Here is a 14,965-nt window from a genome sequence, read left to right as displayed (position 1 = left end):
GGCCCGCTTCAGGGCCCCCGCGCCTCGGAGACGTACTTCAGCGCGCCCAGGTCCCGCGTGTCCTCCGCCGGAGGGGGCACCGTCCCACGATTGAGCTTCTGGAAGAGCGCCGCGGCGCTCTGGAAGAGCTCGTCATAGGTAACCGGAGCCTCGCCGGAAAGTCCGAAGAAGGCCCGATTGTCCGCCAGCGTCGCGGGCGGCGCGCTGCGGATGGCCTCCGAGGGGTCTCCCAGGTAGGGCGCCACCTCTCCCAGAAGCCGCGCCCCGGCCGCCGGGGACTTGAGCACGCCCTGCCCCGCGTCCAAGAGCCCCCGGAGCACCCGCCGCACCGCGTCCGGGTAGCGCGCCGCGAAGTCGCCCCGGGCCACCAGCACCGTGGCCAACAGGTGCGGCGCGTCCGCCGTGGTGGCCAGCACCTTGCCGCCCCGGTCGCGCGCCGCCAGCTCCACGTCGCCCCACAGCCCCACCACCACGTCCGCCCGCCCCTCTCGCAAAGCCCGGCCCGCGTCCAGCGTGGAGGGCAGGTCCACCCAACGCACGTCGGAGGTGCGCAGCCCCGCGCGCGCCAGAATCCACAAGGCGAAGTAATGCGACGAGCCGCCCGGATACACGCCCACCCGCTTGCCTCGCAGGCTGGCCAGGTCCGGCACGCCCACCGCCGCCATGGCCTCCTGGCCCCGGCTGCGTCCCACGAGCAGCACCGTGCGCGGCGCCGCGTCCCTCAAGGTGGGCGCCCAGGACGCGAGCCGGTCCACCGACAGGGCCGCCATGTCCACGCCGCCATTCTCCGCGCCCACGGACAGGGCCTGCTTCAGCTCCTCCTCGCGCGCGAAGAGCACCGCGCGGGCGTCTAGCGCGTAGGCCGTCTTGAGCAGGCCCTGCGCGGCGCCCGGAGGAGTGGCGGGGTTGTCCAGGGTGGTGGCACCACCTGCGGCCACGAGCAGCGCGGAGGCGGACCCGCGCGGGGTGAAGCCGATGAGCACGGGCCTGAGCGGCACCGATGCCACGTCCGCCACCGGGGCCGCGACGCCCGCCGGGAAATCGCCCGGGGACAGCCGCACCGCTTCACGGGTGGAGGGAAAGAAGCGCGCCTGCAGGCGGTCGAGGTAACCCGCCCGCGAGGCGAACACGTACCCCGCGCCCAGGACACAGAGCGCGAGGAAGAGAAAGAGGCCGGGTCCGCGGTGCAGCTTCATCCGTGTGCGCCGGCCCCTTTCATGGGGGGAGACCTACTTGATCTCCACCTTCTTGCCGATGGTCTTTTCCGGACCGGCACCCACGTCCGACACCGGCGCGGGGCTGTCCATCAGGCCCATCTCCATCTTGAACTGCTTCACCAGCTCGTCGCCCTGGATCTTCTCCGCCTCTTCCTCGATGGCCGCGGCCTGGTGGTCCACCGACTCCAGCGCCATCTGCATGCGCGCCTCGTTGATGGCCGTCTTCTCCTGGACCTTGCGGAGCATCTCGTCGTGCGTGGAGTCCACGCCCGCGACGGTGAAGGACTCCATGGTGTCGGCGACCTTCGCCTGCCACTTGGCGCGACGCGCGTCCCGGACGGCGTTCATCGCCTCCTGCGTCTTCCGGTCCTTCTCGCGCATGAACGCCTTCTTGACGTTCAGGGCCTTCTCGTAGGCCTGCTTCGCGATATCCAGCTGCTGCTGGTTGCGCGCGAGGGCTTCCTTCTCCCCCTGCAGCTTGGTCGCGTAGGTGCCGGCCAGGTCGTCACGGCCCGCCTGGATGGCGGCCTTGACCTTGGCGGTCAGCTCCCGCACGTCCTGCTGGTACTTCATGTTCTCCTTCTCGAGCAGCGTCACATTCGCCCGGACCATGGCGATGGACTCGTTCATCTTGGGGACCTGATCGTTCAGGTCACGGATGTTCTGCTCGAGAATCAGCTCCGGATCCTCGATGGAGGAGACGAAGAAGCCCGCGAAGCTCCGCATCGCTCTCTTGAATCGCTGCCACATGTCGGCTCTCACCTCCGCCTGTGCGTAATCCCAGTCACCTTACACGAACTCCGACGCCCACAAGCATCCGGCCGCAAGGCGCGTGTCACCGTGACTACGCCCGCCCGGAACGGATGATTGCTCCGGAACAGCCACCGCCCGCCAGCCCGGCCGGGTCCAGGGCCACCGGTCCGGCCCCCATTCGCCACTCCCTGTCCCTTAAAGGGGCCACCCGGGGTCGCGAAAGACGCTGTGGCCATGAACTTGCCGGGTGGGGAGGAAGCGGGGAAAACGAACGTGTCGCATGGACCCGACTCCTCCCGTTGCCTTTGAAGACGAGCTCGCGCGGGTGGTGGCCGCCCAACGGCGGCGCGTCCTGGGCGCCGGGGCGGCGGTGCGGCTGGTGGGCACGGTCGTGTTCTTCGCCGTCAGCCTGGGGCTGTGGCTGACGGGCGCCCGGGACTGGGCCCACTACCCGCCCCTCCTGCTCTGCTACGGCGGCGTGGTGGCGCTGCTGTTCGCGCTGCGCGCCAGGCCCCTGACGAAGCAGCTGGGCGTCGTGCAGTCGCTGGTGGACGTGGGGCTGGTGTTCGGGCTCCAGCAATTGGCCCTGCCGGTGTCGCCCTTCCCCGCGGGCGTGGCGGGCTTCAGCCTGGGGCTGTTCGCGCTGGTGGTGGCGCTGTCCGGCCTGGAGCTGATGCCCTGGCTCGTCTACGGCGCGGCGGGCCTGGCGTCGCTGGCCCAGGCCGTCCTCATGTACCAGGCGGGCGTGAGCCCGGGCGCCATGGCCGTGGCGGCGGTGACGCTGGTGCTGGTGGCGGCGGTGAGCCACTACGGCACCGGGCGGCTGCGGCAGCTGGCCATGGACCTGTCGCACGCGGAGGTGGCCCGGCAGCTGGGGGCCCGCCGCACCCACGAGGTGGAGGACGCCCACCGCACCATCGAGCGGATGCTGTCCGAAGCCCACGCGCGCAACGCCCAGCTGGAAGCGGTGCAGGCCCACCAGGAGCAGCTGATGCAGTTCCTGGTGCACGACCTGCGCTCGCCGCTGTCCGCCGTGACGCTGTCGCTGTCGTGGATGGAGCAGGAGCTGCCCATCGGCACGCCGATGGTGGAATCCGTGCGCACGGGCCTGGCCGTCACCGCGCGCCTGGACCGGATGATCTCCGACCTGCTGGACGTGCCCCGGCTTGAGCAGGGCCGGCTGTCCCCACGCAAGCAGGCCTTCCCGGTGGCGCCGCTCTTCGACGAGGTGCGCCGCTCCCTGGATGGCGCGGCCCGGCTGCGCAAAATCAAGCTGGAGCTGTCGTCCCCGCCGGGCTTCCAGCTGGTGGGCGACGCGGGCCTGCTCATCCGCGTGGTGGAGAACCTGGCCACCAACGCGCTCCGCTACGCCCCGTCCGGCGGGCGGGTGCGCCTGGAGGCCGGTGAGCTGGAAGGCTTCCAGTGGCTGGCGGTGCGCAACGACGGCATCGCCATTCCGCCGGAGGCGCGCGAGTCCCTCTTCGACAAGTACGTGCAGGGCCACCGCGAGAAGGAGGGCCGCCGGGGCTACGGCCTGGGGCTGTACTTCTCCCGGCTGGCGGCGGAAGCCCACGGCGGACGGCTGGCGGTGGAGGACGCGGAGGGCTGGGCCACGTCCTTCGTGCTGCGCATGCCCCGGGTCCAGCCGACCTCGCAGCCGTCGCTGGATCCGACGGCCGCCTGGCGCCGCTAGGACGCCTTCAGCTTCGCGCGGGCGAAGAGCTTCGTCGCCTGCGTGCGGGCGTTGGCCAGCACCGTGTTCGCGTCCAGCGTGGTCAGCTCGCCCTCGCGCAGCACCAGCTTGCCGTCGATGAGCACGTGCGACACGTCCGTGGAGCGCGCCGAGTACACCAGCGGTCCCGTGACGTCGTCCGGCAGCGGGCAGAAGTGGAAGCCGCGCGTGTCCACCACGGTGAGGTCCGCGCGCTTGCCGACCTCCACGGAGCCCACCTCGTCCTCCAGGCCCAGGGCGCGCGCGCCGTGCAGCGTGGCCATCTCCAGGACGTGCATGGGCGTCATCGCCACCGGGCCCACGCGCGGGTTGTGCAGCACGGACGCGAGCCGCATCTCGTGGAACAGGTCCAACGTGTTGTTGCACGGAGCGCCGTCCGCCCCCAGCGCCACGGGGATGCCGTCCTTCAGCAGCTCCGGCACGCGCGCGTAGCCCGACGCGAGCTTCAGGTTGGAGCCCGGGCAGTGGCACACCACCGTGCCGGACTCGCGCAACAGCCGCTGCTCCTCGCCCTCCACCCACACACAGTGAGCCAGCGTGACCTGGGGGCCCGTGAGCCCCAGGCCGTGGAAGAAGGCGATGTTGTCCTGGCCCGTCACCTGGCGGACCACGTCCGTCTCCGTGCGGTTCTCGCTGGCGTGCGAGTGGATGCGCACGCCCTTCTCCCGCGACAGCCGGCCCACCTCCCGCAGCAGCTCCGGCGAGCAGGACAGGGCGAAGCGCGGCGCGAACGCGTAGCGCAGGCGGTTGTCATGGGTGCCGTGCCAGCGCTCCATCAGCGCCAGGCTCTCCGACAGGGAGTCCGCGGTCGTCTCGCGCAGGCCGGCGGGCACCTCCGCGCCGGAGTCCATCATCGCCTTGCCACCGACGAGCCGGAAGCCGCTGTCGCGCGCGGACTCGAAGACGGCGTCGTAGTGGTGCACGGTGCCCATGTCGAGCGCCGCCGTGGAGCCGGAGCGGATGAGCTCAGCGAAGGTGAGGTCCGCGCTGGCGCGCAGGGACGCCGCGTCGTGCGCCGCCTCCATGGGCCAGATGCGCTCCTTCAGCCAGTCGAGCAGCTCCCGCTTGTCCGCGTGGCCGCGGAACAGCGTCTGGCAGGCGTGCAGGTGGCCATGGATGAGGCCGGGCATCACCACCTGCCCTGCGAGGTCCAGGACGCGGCAGGCGCCCTTCACCTTCAGGCCCCGGCCCACCTTGGCGATGCGCCCGTCCTGCACGAGCACGTCCGCGCGAGGCAGCACCTCGCGGTCGCGGTTCATGGTGACGACGGTGGCGCCAGTGAGAAGCAAGTCCACGTGAGGGAGGTCCTAGAAGAAGGAACGGGTGAAGGCGTGGGGCAGCAGCTCGCTGAGCGGGTAGCGCGCCTCCTGCCCGTTGAGGGTGCGGCTTCGCACCGGAAGGTCAGGCCCGGCGAACTCCGCCATCACCTGGCGGCACATGCCGCACGGGGGACAGGGCTCCGGGGTGTCCACGACGATGGCCACGGCCACCGGCTTCTCGCGGCCCTGGGCCACGCCCGCGACGAACGCGTTGCGCTCCGCGCAGACGGTGAGGCCATAGGTGGCGTTCTCCACGTTGCAGCCGGCCACGATGGAGCCGTCCGCGTAGAGCACGGCGGCCCCCACGGGGAACTTCGAGTACGGCACGTGCGCGCGCTGACGCACCCGCAGGGCCTCCTCGAACAGCCGCTCCCAGGGAATCTCCTCCGCCATGACGCCCTCCTTCGCGAAGGCGCCGTCCACCGGCGCCCGCGTCCATCCGGGAATGCCCTAGCGGGCACCCCGGGGTTCGTCCTTGCTCTGGTCGTCCAGGTGCCGGGCGATGGCGAGCTCCAGCTCCACCGGCAGCTCCACGAAGCGCACGCGCACCACCGGGCCCGTCATACCGGCCTTGGGGGGCAGCACCTCGCCGCGCACCTGCACCTCTTCCAGGGACGGGGGAAGCGCGAAGCGCACCTCCACGGTCTGGCCCGGGTCCAGCGCCTCTCCCACCCACCCCACGCCGCCCAGGGACAGATCCCCCGCGCGGTCCAGGAAGGCATCCGCCCCCTCCCGCCGGACCTTCAGACGCATGGGAACGCGGGGCGAATCGCGCCGGTCCTCGCCTGCCCTGGAGTCCTGGTTCTCGTTCTGCTCGGACATCGCCGTCGTCTCCCTGCCGCTGCCGCTCTCGTATCCGCCCCGGGTCGCGTTCAACCACCGCCCCCGGGTCCAGGCCGGCGCATCATACGCGGGCCCGTCTACCCAGTTGCTCCTGAAAATGCATCCCCCCAGGGGCTCAGGCGCCGCTCAGGCCCCCGTGGCGCAGAACTGCTCGTAATCGATGAGCTCCACCTTCGCTCCCGGCGCGCACACGGGGCACTCCGGGTCGCGGCGCAGCTTGAGCTCCTGGAAGCGGGTGCCCAGCGAGTCAAAGGTGAGCAGCCGCCCCACCAGCGACTCCCCCACCCCGAGCAGCAGCTTGAGGGCCTCCGTGGCCTGGAGCATCCCGATGAGCCCCGGCAGCACGCCCAGCACGCCGGCTTCCGCGCACGACGGCGCCAGCTCCGGCGGGGGCGGCGCGGGGTAGAGGCAGCGGTAGCAGGGCCCCTGGCCGGGCAGGAAGGTGGTCACCTGCCCCTCGAAGCGGAACACGGAGCCGTGGATGTTGGGCTTGCCCAGGAGCACGCACGCGTCGTTGAGCAGGTAGCGCGTCGGGAAGTTGTCCCCGCCGTCCAGCACCAGGTCGAAGTCCGCGAGGATGCGCTCCACGTTGGCGGTGGTGAGCCGCTCCTGGAACGGCACCACCTTCACGTCCGGGTTGAGCGCCTCCAGGGCGGTCTTCGCGCTCTGGACCTTGGGCTGCCCCCGGCGCTCCAGGGTGTGCAGCACCTGGCGCTGGAGGTTGCTCAGGTCCACCACGTCCGCGTCCACCACGCCCAGCGTGCCCACGCCCGCCGCGGCCAGGTACAGCGCCGCCGGTGAGCCCAGCCCGCCCGCGCCCAGCAACAGGACCTTCGACTTCAGGAGCTTCGCCTGTCCCTCCTCCCCCACCTCCGGGAGGATGAGGTGGCGGCGGTAGCGCTCCTTCTGCTCGGCGGAGAGGACGACGGGCTTCTCCACCGGGAGGGCCGCGTCGCTCCAGCGGTTGTAGCCGCCCGCGAGCGAGGACACGCGCGTGTAGCCCATCTCCCGCAGCGTGCGGGCCGCGAGCGCGGACCGGGTGCCGCCCGCGCAGTAGAGGACCAGCTCCTCGTCGCGGGCCGCCTTCTCCTCGATGCGCAGCTCCAGGTAGCCCCGGGGGATGTGCACCGCGCCGGGGAGCCGGCCGCCCGCGTATTCGTCGGCCTCGCGCACGTCCACGAGCTTCACCTTCGCGCCCGAGCCCAGGAGCTGGTGGACGTGCTCGTGGGAGACCTCGCGGATCTCCTTCTTCACTTCCGACAGCAGGTCGCGGAACGTGGAGGCCATGGGGATTGCGTAACTACTCCAGCCGCTCCAGCACCAGCGGGCGGGCCGCGGGCGCCCGGTCGCCGAACTGGTAGGCCGCGAGCAGCCGCGCCTTCACGCCCTCCACCGGACCGGCGTCGTTGTAGTGCACCTGCACCAGGGGCTCGCCCTGCTTCACCGTGTCGCCCACCTTCTTGAGCAACGTGAAGCCCACGGCCGGGTCGATCTTGCTGTCCACCCGCTGCCGCCCCGCGCCCAGCGCCACCGCCGCCAGCCCCACGCCTTCCGTGTGGATGCCGGTGACGAAGCCGTCGCGCGGCGCCACCACGTCCGTCGTGGCCTTCGCCGTGGGCAGCAGCGAGTAGTCGTCGATGGAGCGAGGGTCACCGCCCTGCGACTGGACGATTTCCTTGAGCTTCTTGATGGCGCTGCCGTCCTCCACGGAGCGGCGCAGCATCCCGCGCGCCTCTTCCACCGTGGCGGCCTTCTTGCCCAGCACCAGCATCTCCGCCGTCAGGGCGTAGGTGATTTCGGTGTAGTCGTCGGGCGCTTCGCCGCGGAGCATGTCCACGGCCTCGCGGACCTCCAGGGCGTTGCCCACCTGGCGGCCGAGGGGCTGATCCATGTCCGTGAGCAGGGCCACGACCTTGCGGTTCATCTCCGCGCCCAGGCCAATCATGGTGCGGGCCAGCACGCGCGCGTCGTCCACCGTCTTCATGAAGGCGCCGCTGCCCACCTTCACGTCGAGCACCAGCGCGTCGATGCCCTCCGCCAGCTTCTTGCTCATGATGGACGACGCGATGAGCGGGATGCAGTCCACCGTCGCCGTCACGTCGCGCAGCGCGTAGAGCTTCTTGTCCGCGGGGGCCACCTGGGCCGTCTGGCCGATGAGGCAGCACCCCACCTCGCGCACCAGCCGGCGGTAGTCCGCGGTGGACAGGTTCACGTTGAAGCCGGGGATGGACTCCAGCTTGTCCAGGGTGCCGCCGGTGTGGCCCAGGCCGCGTCCGGAAATCATGGGCACGGGCACGCCGCAGGCCGCCGCCAGGGGCGCCAGGCTCAGGGACACCTTGTCGCCCACGCCTCCGGTGGAGTGCTTGTCCACCTTGATGGCCGGCGTGTCGGAGAGGTCCAGCACCTCACCGGAGTGGAGCATGGCGCGGGCCCACGCCCCCAGCTCCCGGGAGTCCAGCCCCTTGAAGAAGATGGCCATGCACATCGCGGCCATCTGGTAGTCGGCCACGGTGCCGGCGGTGTACGCCTGGATGAACGCCTGGATGTCGGACGGGTCCAGCTTGCCGCCGTCGCGCTTGGCCTTGATGAGCTCGTAGGGTTGCACGGGGCAAGGCCATAGCAGGAAGTCCCCTCCCCATGCACCCCTCGCGGGAAGGGAAAGCCCCGGCGGCATCTGGTAGATAGCGGGCCCCATGATGCTCCGCCGACTCCACGTGCTCGCCCTGGCCGCGCTCCTGTGCGCCTGTTCCAAGAAGTCCGAGGACGCCCCCAAGGCCCCCTCCCAGACTTCCACCGCCACGAAGCCCCCCGAGGGAAAGCCCGTCGTCGTAGGGCTCGTCATCGACGTGGGCGGCCGGGGTGATCACTCGTTCAACGACGCGTCCCTGCGCGGCCTGGAGCTGTGGGCCGCCGGCAAGAAGTACGAGGGCGGCAAGTACGTGGACGCGCCCGCTGGCGAAGTGCGTCAGTCCATCTCCTCCGACCTCGCGGCGCTCGCACCGGAAGTGAAGCCGCTGCCCGTGCAGCCGCTGGTGCTCCAGAGCAAGGCGCAGGAGGACTACGCCCCCAACCTCCAACTGCTCGTGGAACAGGGCGCGAAGCTGACCATCGGCAACGGCTACCTGCTGGCCAACGCGGTGCGCGACGTGGCCACGGAGAACCCCGACGCGAAGTTCCTGCTCATCGACAGCCAGCTGATGGACGCGCAGGGCAAGCCGAAGTCGCTGCCGAACGTGCGCACGGTGCTGTTCAAGGAGCAGGAGGGCAGCTTCCTGGTGGGCGCGCTGGCGGGGCTCGTCACGAAGACGAACAAGGTGGGCTTCGTGGGAGGCATCGAAGTGCCCCTCATCAAGCGCTTCGACGTGGGCTACCGCGCGGGCGTGCGCACCACGAACGCGAAGGCGGCGGACGCGCTGATGGCCGTGTACACGGGCAGCTTCAACAGCGTGTCCGCGGGCAAGGAAGTGGCGCAGGACCTCATCGCCAAGGGCGCGGACGTCATCTTCCACGCGGCGGGCACGGACGGCCTGGGCGTCATCCAGGCGGTGAAGGAGGCGCGCGCGGCGGGCAAGACGGTGTTCGCCATCGGCGTGGACTCGGATCAGTCCCACCTGGCGCCGGACGCCATCCTCACGTCCATGGTGAAGCACAGCGACCTGGCCGTGTACCAGGCGGCGAAGGAGCTGGTGGAGGGCAAGCTGACTGCGGGTGAGCAGGTGCTGGGCCTCAAGGAGAACGGCGTGGGCATGGCGGACGTGCGCGTGGAGTTCCCGGGCAAGGCGGAGGCGCTCCAGAAGGTGGAGGCGCTGCGGCAGCAAATCCTCGCCGGGAAGATTGTCGTGCCGGGCACGCAGGCGGAGCTGTCCTCCTTCCAGGTCGCGCAGCCCTGATCTCCCTCCAGCACATCGCGAAGCGCTTCGGGTCGTGCGTGTCCCTGGAGGACGCGTCGCTGGACATCGTCCCGGGGGAATTGCTCGCCGTGGTGGGCGAGAACGGCGCGGGCAAGTCCAGCCTGATGAACGTGCTGTACGGGCTCTACCACCCGGACGCGGGCACGTTCCTGATGGACGGCAAGCCGGTGCGCTTCAAGAGCCCGCGCGACGCCATCGCGAAGGGCATTGGCATGGTGCACCAGCACTTCATGCTCGTGCCCACGCTGACGGTGGCGGAGAACGTGGTGCTGGGCCGCGAGCCCACGAAGCGCGGCCTGCTGGACCTGGACCGCGCCTGTGACGAGGTGGCGGCCACCGCGAAGCGCTTCGGCTTCCAGTTGGATCCGCGGGCCCGCGTGGACACGCTCACGGTGGGCTCGCAGCAGAAGGTCGAAATCGTCAAGGCGCTGCACCGGGGAGCGCAGGTGCTCATCCTGGACGAGCCCACCGCCGTGCTCACGCCGCAGGAGTCCGACGAGCTGTCGCAGGTGATGCGCGGGCTGGTGGCACAGGGCCGCACGGTGGTGCTGATCAGCCACAAGCTGAAGGAAGTGCTGGGCGTGGCGGACCGCGTGGCGGTGATGCGCCGGGGCCGCACCGTGGCGGAGGTGCGCGCCAGCGAGACCACCGTCTCCGCGCTGGCCTCGCTGATGGTGGGTGAAGGTTCAAAGGGTGCCGCCATGACCGGCGTGCCCACGGCGGCGGTCGCGACCAGCGGTCTTTCGGGCACCGGCACTACCGGCGCGACGGTGGCAGGGCCTCTCGCGCCTGCTGAACCGGGCGCGCCCGCGACTTCGACGGGCCCGGTCATGCTCGAAGCGAAGGACCTGCGAGCCACGGGTGACAACGGCCGTCCGGCGCTCCAGGGCGTGAGCCTCACCGTGCGCGCGGGCGAAATCGTCGGCATCGCCGGGGTGGACGGCAACGGGCAGCGCGAGCTGGCGGAGGTGCTCACGGGCCTGCGCAAGCTGGACGGCGGCGAAGGCACACTGCTCGGCGGTCCGCTGGAGGGGCTGACTCCGGCGATGGCGAAGGAGCGCGGCGTGGGCCACGTCCCCGAGGACCGACTGGCCCGCGCGGTGGTGAAGGCGATGACGGTGGAGGAGAACGTGGCCCTGGGCCGGCACCGCCAGCCGCCGTTCGCGCGCGGGCCGTGGGTGGACTTCAAGGGCCGCCGCGAGCGCACGAACCAGCTGCTGACCGCCTACGACGTCCGCCCGAATGACCCGGTGGTGGCGCTGCAGGCGCTGTCCGGCGGCAACCAGCAGAAGGTCGTGGTGGCGCGCGAGCTGGACGCGGATCCGAAGCTGCTCGTCGTCGTGCAGCCCACGCGCGGTCTGGACATCGGCGCGGTGGCGCAGGTGCATGAACGCCTTCGTGACGCGAAGGCGCGGGGTGCGGGAGTGGTGATGGTGTCGCTGGACCTGGAGGAGGTGCTGGCCCTGTCCGACCGCGTGTACGTCCTCTACGAGGGCCGCGTGACGGGGCACTTCCCGCGCAAGGACCTGGACGAGCGCGAGCTGGGCCGCCGCATGCTGGGCGCGGAGGGAAGCCATGGGTGAGCGGACGCGGCAGGTGCTGCCGTCGGTGCTCTCCGTGCTGCTGGCGCTCGCGGTGTGCTGGTTCCTCATCGCCATCACGCGCGACGTGGACACCGCCACGCGCGCCTATCTCCAGATGCTCTGGGGCGGCGTGGGCAACTGGCCCGCGTTCCTGGACGGCGGCAGTGCCACCACCGTGCTGCGCCCCCTGGGCGAGGCCGCGATGAAGGCCGCGCTGCTCACCCTCACCGGCCTGTCCGTGGCGGTGGCCTTCAAGGTGGGCCTGTTCAACATCGGCGCGCAGGGACAGATGATCTGGGGCGCGCTGGCCGCGGCGCTCGTGGGTGCGCATGTGTCGCTGCCGGGCCTGCTCCACGTCCCGCTGGCCCTCATCGCGGCGGCGCTGGCGGGCGCGGCGTGGGCGAGCATCGCCGGCGTGCTGAAGCTCAAGCGCGGCGTGCACGAGGTCATCTCCACCATCATGCTCAACTGGGTGGCGGTGAGCCTGGTGGACAACTGGCTCGTCATCGGCCCGCTGCGCGCCGTGGCGGAGGGCGCGTCGTCCATCACGGGCACCGCTGAAATCCTCCCCTCCGCGCAGCTGCCCCGGCTGCTGGGTGAAAGCTCGCGACTCAACCTGGGCTTCCCGCTGGCGCTCGCCGCTGCGTTCGGTGTCTGGGTGTGGCTGACCCGCTCGCGCTCCGGCTACGAGACGCGCGCCGTGGGGCTCACCCCGGAAGCGGCCCGCGCCGCCGGTATCCCCACGCTGTGGCGCGCGGGCGGGGCCATGGCGCTCGCGGGCGCGCTGGCGGGCCTGGCGGGCGCGGTGCTGGTGCTCGGCACGGAGGGCCGCTACCCGGGCTCGCTGGGCGCCCCGTACGGCTTCGACGGCATCGCCATCGCGCTCATCGGCAACAACCACCCGCTGGGCGCGGCGCTGTCCGCGGTCGTCTTCGGCGTGCTGCGCGCGGGCGGCACGCGCATGCAGTTGCTCGGCGTGCACAAGAGCTTCCCGGAGCTCATCCAGGGCTTCGCGCTGCTCTTCGTCGCGGGCCGCATGGTGTGGCTCGCCCTGCTGGCGCGGCGCCAGAAGCGCGCGCAGGCCCAGGGCCCGGCCCAGGCCGGAGTGGAGGTGCCCCGTGTTTGAGGTGCTCCACTCGCTCCTCTTCTCCACCCTGGACGCGGCCCCCGCCCTGGTGTTCGCCGCGCTGGGCGCCATGCTCTCCGAGCGCGCCGGCGTGGTGAGCGTGGGCGTGGAGGGCATGATGCGCACCGGCGCCTTCTGCGCGGCCGTGGCGGCGCTCGTGATGCCCACGCCGCTCGCGGTGGGGGTGGGCATGGCCGCGGGCGCGGGCATCGCCTCGGTGCATGGCTTCCTCAGCATCCGCTGGCGGTCGGATCAGGTCGTCTCCGGCATGGCCCTCAACCTGGTGGCCATGGCTGGAGGCACCTACCTGCTGGAGTCGTTCTTCGGCCCCAACGGCACGCCCTCCATCACCCAGCTGTCGCGCTGGAACATCCCGGGCCTGTCCCAGGTCCCGCTCCTGGGCGCGCTGTCCGGCCACGCGGCGCCCACGTACCTGGCGCTCACCCTGCCCTTCCTCTTCCACCTGCTCCTGTCGCGCACGCCGCTGGGCCTGCGCCTGCGCGCCGTGGGCGACAAGCCGCACGCGGTGGCCACGCTGGGCCTGTCCGTGCCCGCCCTGCGCTGGGGCGCGGTCCTGGGCGGCGGGATGATGGCGGGCCTTGGCGGCGCGGTGCTGTCCACCACCGTCCTGGACCGCTTTGAACAGCACACACCCTCCGGCCTGGGCTTCATGGCCCTGGCCGCCATGGTCTTCGGCCGCTGGACGCCGGTGGGCGCCTTCGCCGCCGCGCTCTTCTTCGCCGCCGGTAACGCGTTGAGAATCGGACTGGCCTCGAGCGCTCCCTGGCTCCTCGACCTGGTTCCCCAGGGCTTCCTGCTCGCCCTGCCCTACCTGTTGACCCTCCTCGTCCTCGCGCTCCAGGGCCAGCGGGGCCACGCCCCCGCCGCGCTGGGCACCCCGTTCGAGCAGGAATCCCGCTGACCATTTTGAGAGGGAACGGGTAATTCACGACCCGGGTCGGGATTCACTTTTGGTCAGGTTCGACCTGCCAAATCTGAAGCGCTCACCTGCCCTGATGCGTCAGGTCATTCTTCAGCGGGCCGCCAACCCCCTGACCTTATTGGATCACGCTTTTCCGTCTTTCCAGTGTGGGCTGATCTGCCGTTGGGTGGACGTTCGGCATGCCGCTGGCATGGAGTGCGACCATGTCGGATTGCGTAGCGGACAGCGAGCAGGCGCAGGATCCAGGCCTGAGCGTTTCCGGGACGCGGTCCCCCGGGTTCAGGGCAGCGCCTGCGGGCGTTGGCCGATCCGGTTTCCAGGCTGGGGTGGCATGAACATGCAGACGACGGGAACAGGCTCGACGTCACCCCAGCGCCCGCGGGTCATCGCGGTCGACGTGGAATCCGGCGGAATCGAGCGGGTGCGCTCCATCCTGACGCCCGCGGGCTACGACGTGCTGCCCGCGCGCGGGACGACGGCCGCGCTGGAGGCGGTGTCGCGCCACCCCGCGGACCTGGTGCTGCTGGACGTGGAGCGGGCCCGCACGGTGGGCCTGGCCGCGTACCGGCGCCTTCGCGAGGAACTCTCCGCGCCGCAGTTCCCCATCCTCATGCTCACGCCTTCCGCGGACCGCCAGACGCGCCGCGAGGTGATGGAGGCAGGTGTGGACGACTTGCTGACCACCGAACCGCTGGACCCGCTGGAGCTGAAGGTGCGCGTCCACACGCTGCTGGAGCTCAAGGCGCACCGCGAGCAGGGCGGCGTCCAGGAAGTGCTCCAGGACCCGCGCACGCGCTGGGTGCGGATGGAGCGCCTGGCTCGCGTGGGCACGCTGGCCGCGGACCTGGCCACGCAGATGGACCAGCTGGGCGTGGGCCTGCAGCGGGCGCTGGAGCATGTGCGCGCCCGCGCCGCCCAGGGGCTGCCGCCGGACTCGGAGGAGCTGCTCAAGCTGGGCGTGGCGGGTGAGCAGATGCGCCTGCACGGTCAGCACCTGCTGTCCCTGGGCCCCACGGCCCCCAAGGACATCCAGCGCTTCGACCTGCGGGAGGTGGTGCCGGAGGTGGTGTCGCGCCTGCGCGCCGCCGGGCGCCTGGGCCGCGCGGACGTGCGCGCGGTGCTCCCGGAGGACCCCATCGCCGTCGTGTTCAACCGCCGTCAGGTGGAGCAGGTGGTGACGGAGCTGGTCTGCAACGCGGTGGACGCCGTGGAGGACGTGAAGGACCGTCCGCGCGTGGTGCAGGTGGGCGTGGAGCTGCCGGACATGTTCGGCGAGTTCGGCCCCCAGCTCTTCGTGAAGGACACCGGCATCGGCATCTTCGAGGACGAGATGCAGGCCATCTTCTCGCCGTACTACACGACCAAGGCCCCGGAGAAGAGCGTGGGCCTGGGCCTCACGGTGGCGCGCACCCTGGTGGAGAGCATGGGCGGCAAGCTGACCGTGAAGAGCCGCGTCAACCTGGGCAGCACCTTCACGGTGGAGCTGCCCGAGCAGACGTCGTCCTGGTAGCCGCTTGAAGCCACCACACGGGCGGGGA

The 14,965-nt window shown here is 71.2% G+C and carries 13 protein-coding genes; 6 read left to right on the top strand and 7 right to left on the bottom strand.

From position 1 onward, the window contains the following. Positions 1-8: 8 nt before the first annotated feature. Together D7Y04_RS23055 and D7Y04_RS23050 are read right to left on the bottom strand one after the other, a co-directional pair. Positions 9-1,196 carry an ABC transporter substrate-binding protein gene (locus D7Y04_RS23055; protein WP_121760719.1) on the bottom strand — a complete coding sequence of 396 codons (1,188 nt, stop codon included), beginning with the start codon at positions 1,194-1,196 and terminating at the stop codon, positions 9-11. A 33-nt stretch (positions 1,197-1,229) separates the two neighbouring features. Then, positions 1,230-1,967, bottom strand: a complete 738-nt coding sequence (locus D7Y04_RS23050) for a PspA/IM30 family protein (protein WP_120581429.1) — start codon at positions 1,965-1,967, stop codon at positions 1,230-1,232. A gap of 283 nt (positions 1,968-2,250) precedes the next feature. On the opposite strand from D7Y04_RS23050, the gene D7Y04_RS23045 reads away from it, so the two are divergent. After that, positions 2,251-3,663: a sensor histidine kinase KdpD gene (locus tag D7Y04_RS23045; RefSeq protein ID WP_120600099.1), complete on the top strand. Its 1,413-nt coding sequence runs from the start codon at positions 2,251-2,253 to the stop codon at positions 3,661-3,663. On the opposite strand, the gene D7Y04_RS23040 is transcribed toward D7Y04_RS23045, so the two are convergent. The 5 genes from D7Y04_RS23040 to D7Y04_RS23020 form a co-directional block, all read right to left on the bottom strand. Further along, entirely contained in the window at positions 3,660-4,997 is a 1,338-nt protein-coding gene (locus tag D7Y04_RS23040; protein ID WP_120581427.1) for a 5'-deoxyadenosine deaminase, read from the bottom strand. The genes D7Y04_RS23045 and D7Y04_RS23040 overlap by 4 nt on opposite strands. Before the next feature lie 12 nt (positions 4,998-5,009). Further along, positions 5,010-5,414, bottom strand: coding sequence for a cytidine deaminase (locus tag D7Y04_RS23035; RefSeq protein ID WP_120581430.1), 405 nt, complete (start codon positions 5,412-5,414; stop codon positions 5,010-5,012). 57 nt (positions 5,415-5,471) lie between these two features. Further along, the gene (locus tag D7Y04_RS23030; RefSeq protein ID WP_233601540.1) at positions 5,472-5,897 is read right to left on the bottom strand and encodes a PilZ domain-containing protein; all 426 of its coding nucleotides are present in this window, start codon (positions 5,895-5,897) and stop codon (positions 5,472-5,474) included. Between the two features lie 93 nt (positions 5,898-5,990). Continuing rightward, entirely contained in the window at positions 5,991-7,151 is a 1,161-nt protein-coding gene (gene moeB, locus D7Y04_RS23025) for a molybdopterin-synthase adenylyltransferase MoeB (protein ID WP_121760717.1), read from the bottom strand. 13 nt (positions 7,152-7,164) lie between these two features. After that, positions 7,165-8,469 (bottom strand): thymidine phosphorylase, encoded by a 1,305-nt coding sequence (locus tag D7Y04_RS23020; RefSeq protein ID WP_120598344.1) that lies wholly within the window; start codon positions 8,467-8,469, stop codon positions 7,165-7,167. A 91-nt stretch (positions 8,470-8,560) separates the two neighbouring features. Between D7Y04_RS23020 and D7Y04_RS23015 the strand changes: the two genes are divergently transcribed. The 5 genes from D7Y04_RS23015 (at position 8,561) to D7Y04_RS22995 (ending at position 14,937) form a co-directional block, all read left to right on the top strand. Beyond that, on the top strand, positions 8,561-9,754 hold the full coding sequence (locus tag D7Y04_RS23015; RefSeq protein ID WP_121760783.1) for a BMP family protein: 1,194 nt from the start codon (positions 8,561-8,563) through the stop codon (positions 9,752-9,754). Positions 9,755-9,792: 38 nt separating this feature from the next. After that, a complete protein-coding gene (locus D7Y04_RS23010; protein ID WP_121760716.1) occupies positions 9,793-11,358 on the top strand; it encodes an ABC transporter ATP-binding protein in 1,566 nt (521 codons plus the stop codon). Then, complete coding sequence (locus D7Y04_RS23005; RefSeq protein WP_121760715.1) at positions 11,351-12,484, top strand: ABC transporter permease; 1,134 nt, start codon at positions 11,351-11,353, stop codon at positions 12,482-12,484. Before D7Y04_RS23010 ends, D7Y04_RS23005 begins: the two co-directional genes overlap by 8 nt. Beyond that, on the top strand, positions 12,477-13,406 hold the full coding sequence (locus D7Y04_RS23000; protein WP_120598341.1) for an ABC transporter permease: 930 nt from the start codon (positions 12,477-12,479) through the stop codon (positions 13,404-13,406). The genes D7Y04_RS23005 and D7Y04_RS23000 overlap by 8 nt, the downstream gene beginning before the upstream one ends. A 352-nt stretch (positions 13,407-13,758) precedes the next feature. Further along, complete coding sequence (locus tag D7Y04_RS22995) at positions 13,759-14,937, top strand: sensor histidine kinase (protein ID WP_120598340.1); 1,179 nt, start codon at positions 13,759-13,761, stop codon at positions 14,935-14,937. Positions 14,938-14,965 lie beyond the last annotated feature (28 nt).

Source organism: Corallococcus sp. AB038B, assembly GCF_003668955.1.
GTDB classification, from domain to species: domain Bacteria; phylum Myxococcota; class Myxococcia; order Myxococcales; family Myxococcaceae; genus Corallococcus; species Corallococcus exiguus.
The sequence above is the reverse complement of the archived record's forward strand: the minus strand, read 5'-3'. Positions and strand labels throughout refer to the sequence as shown.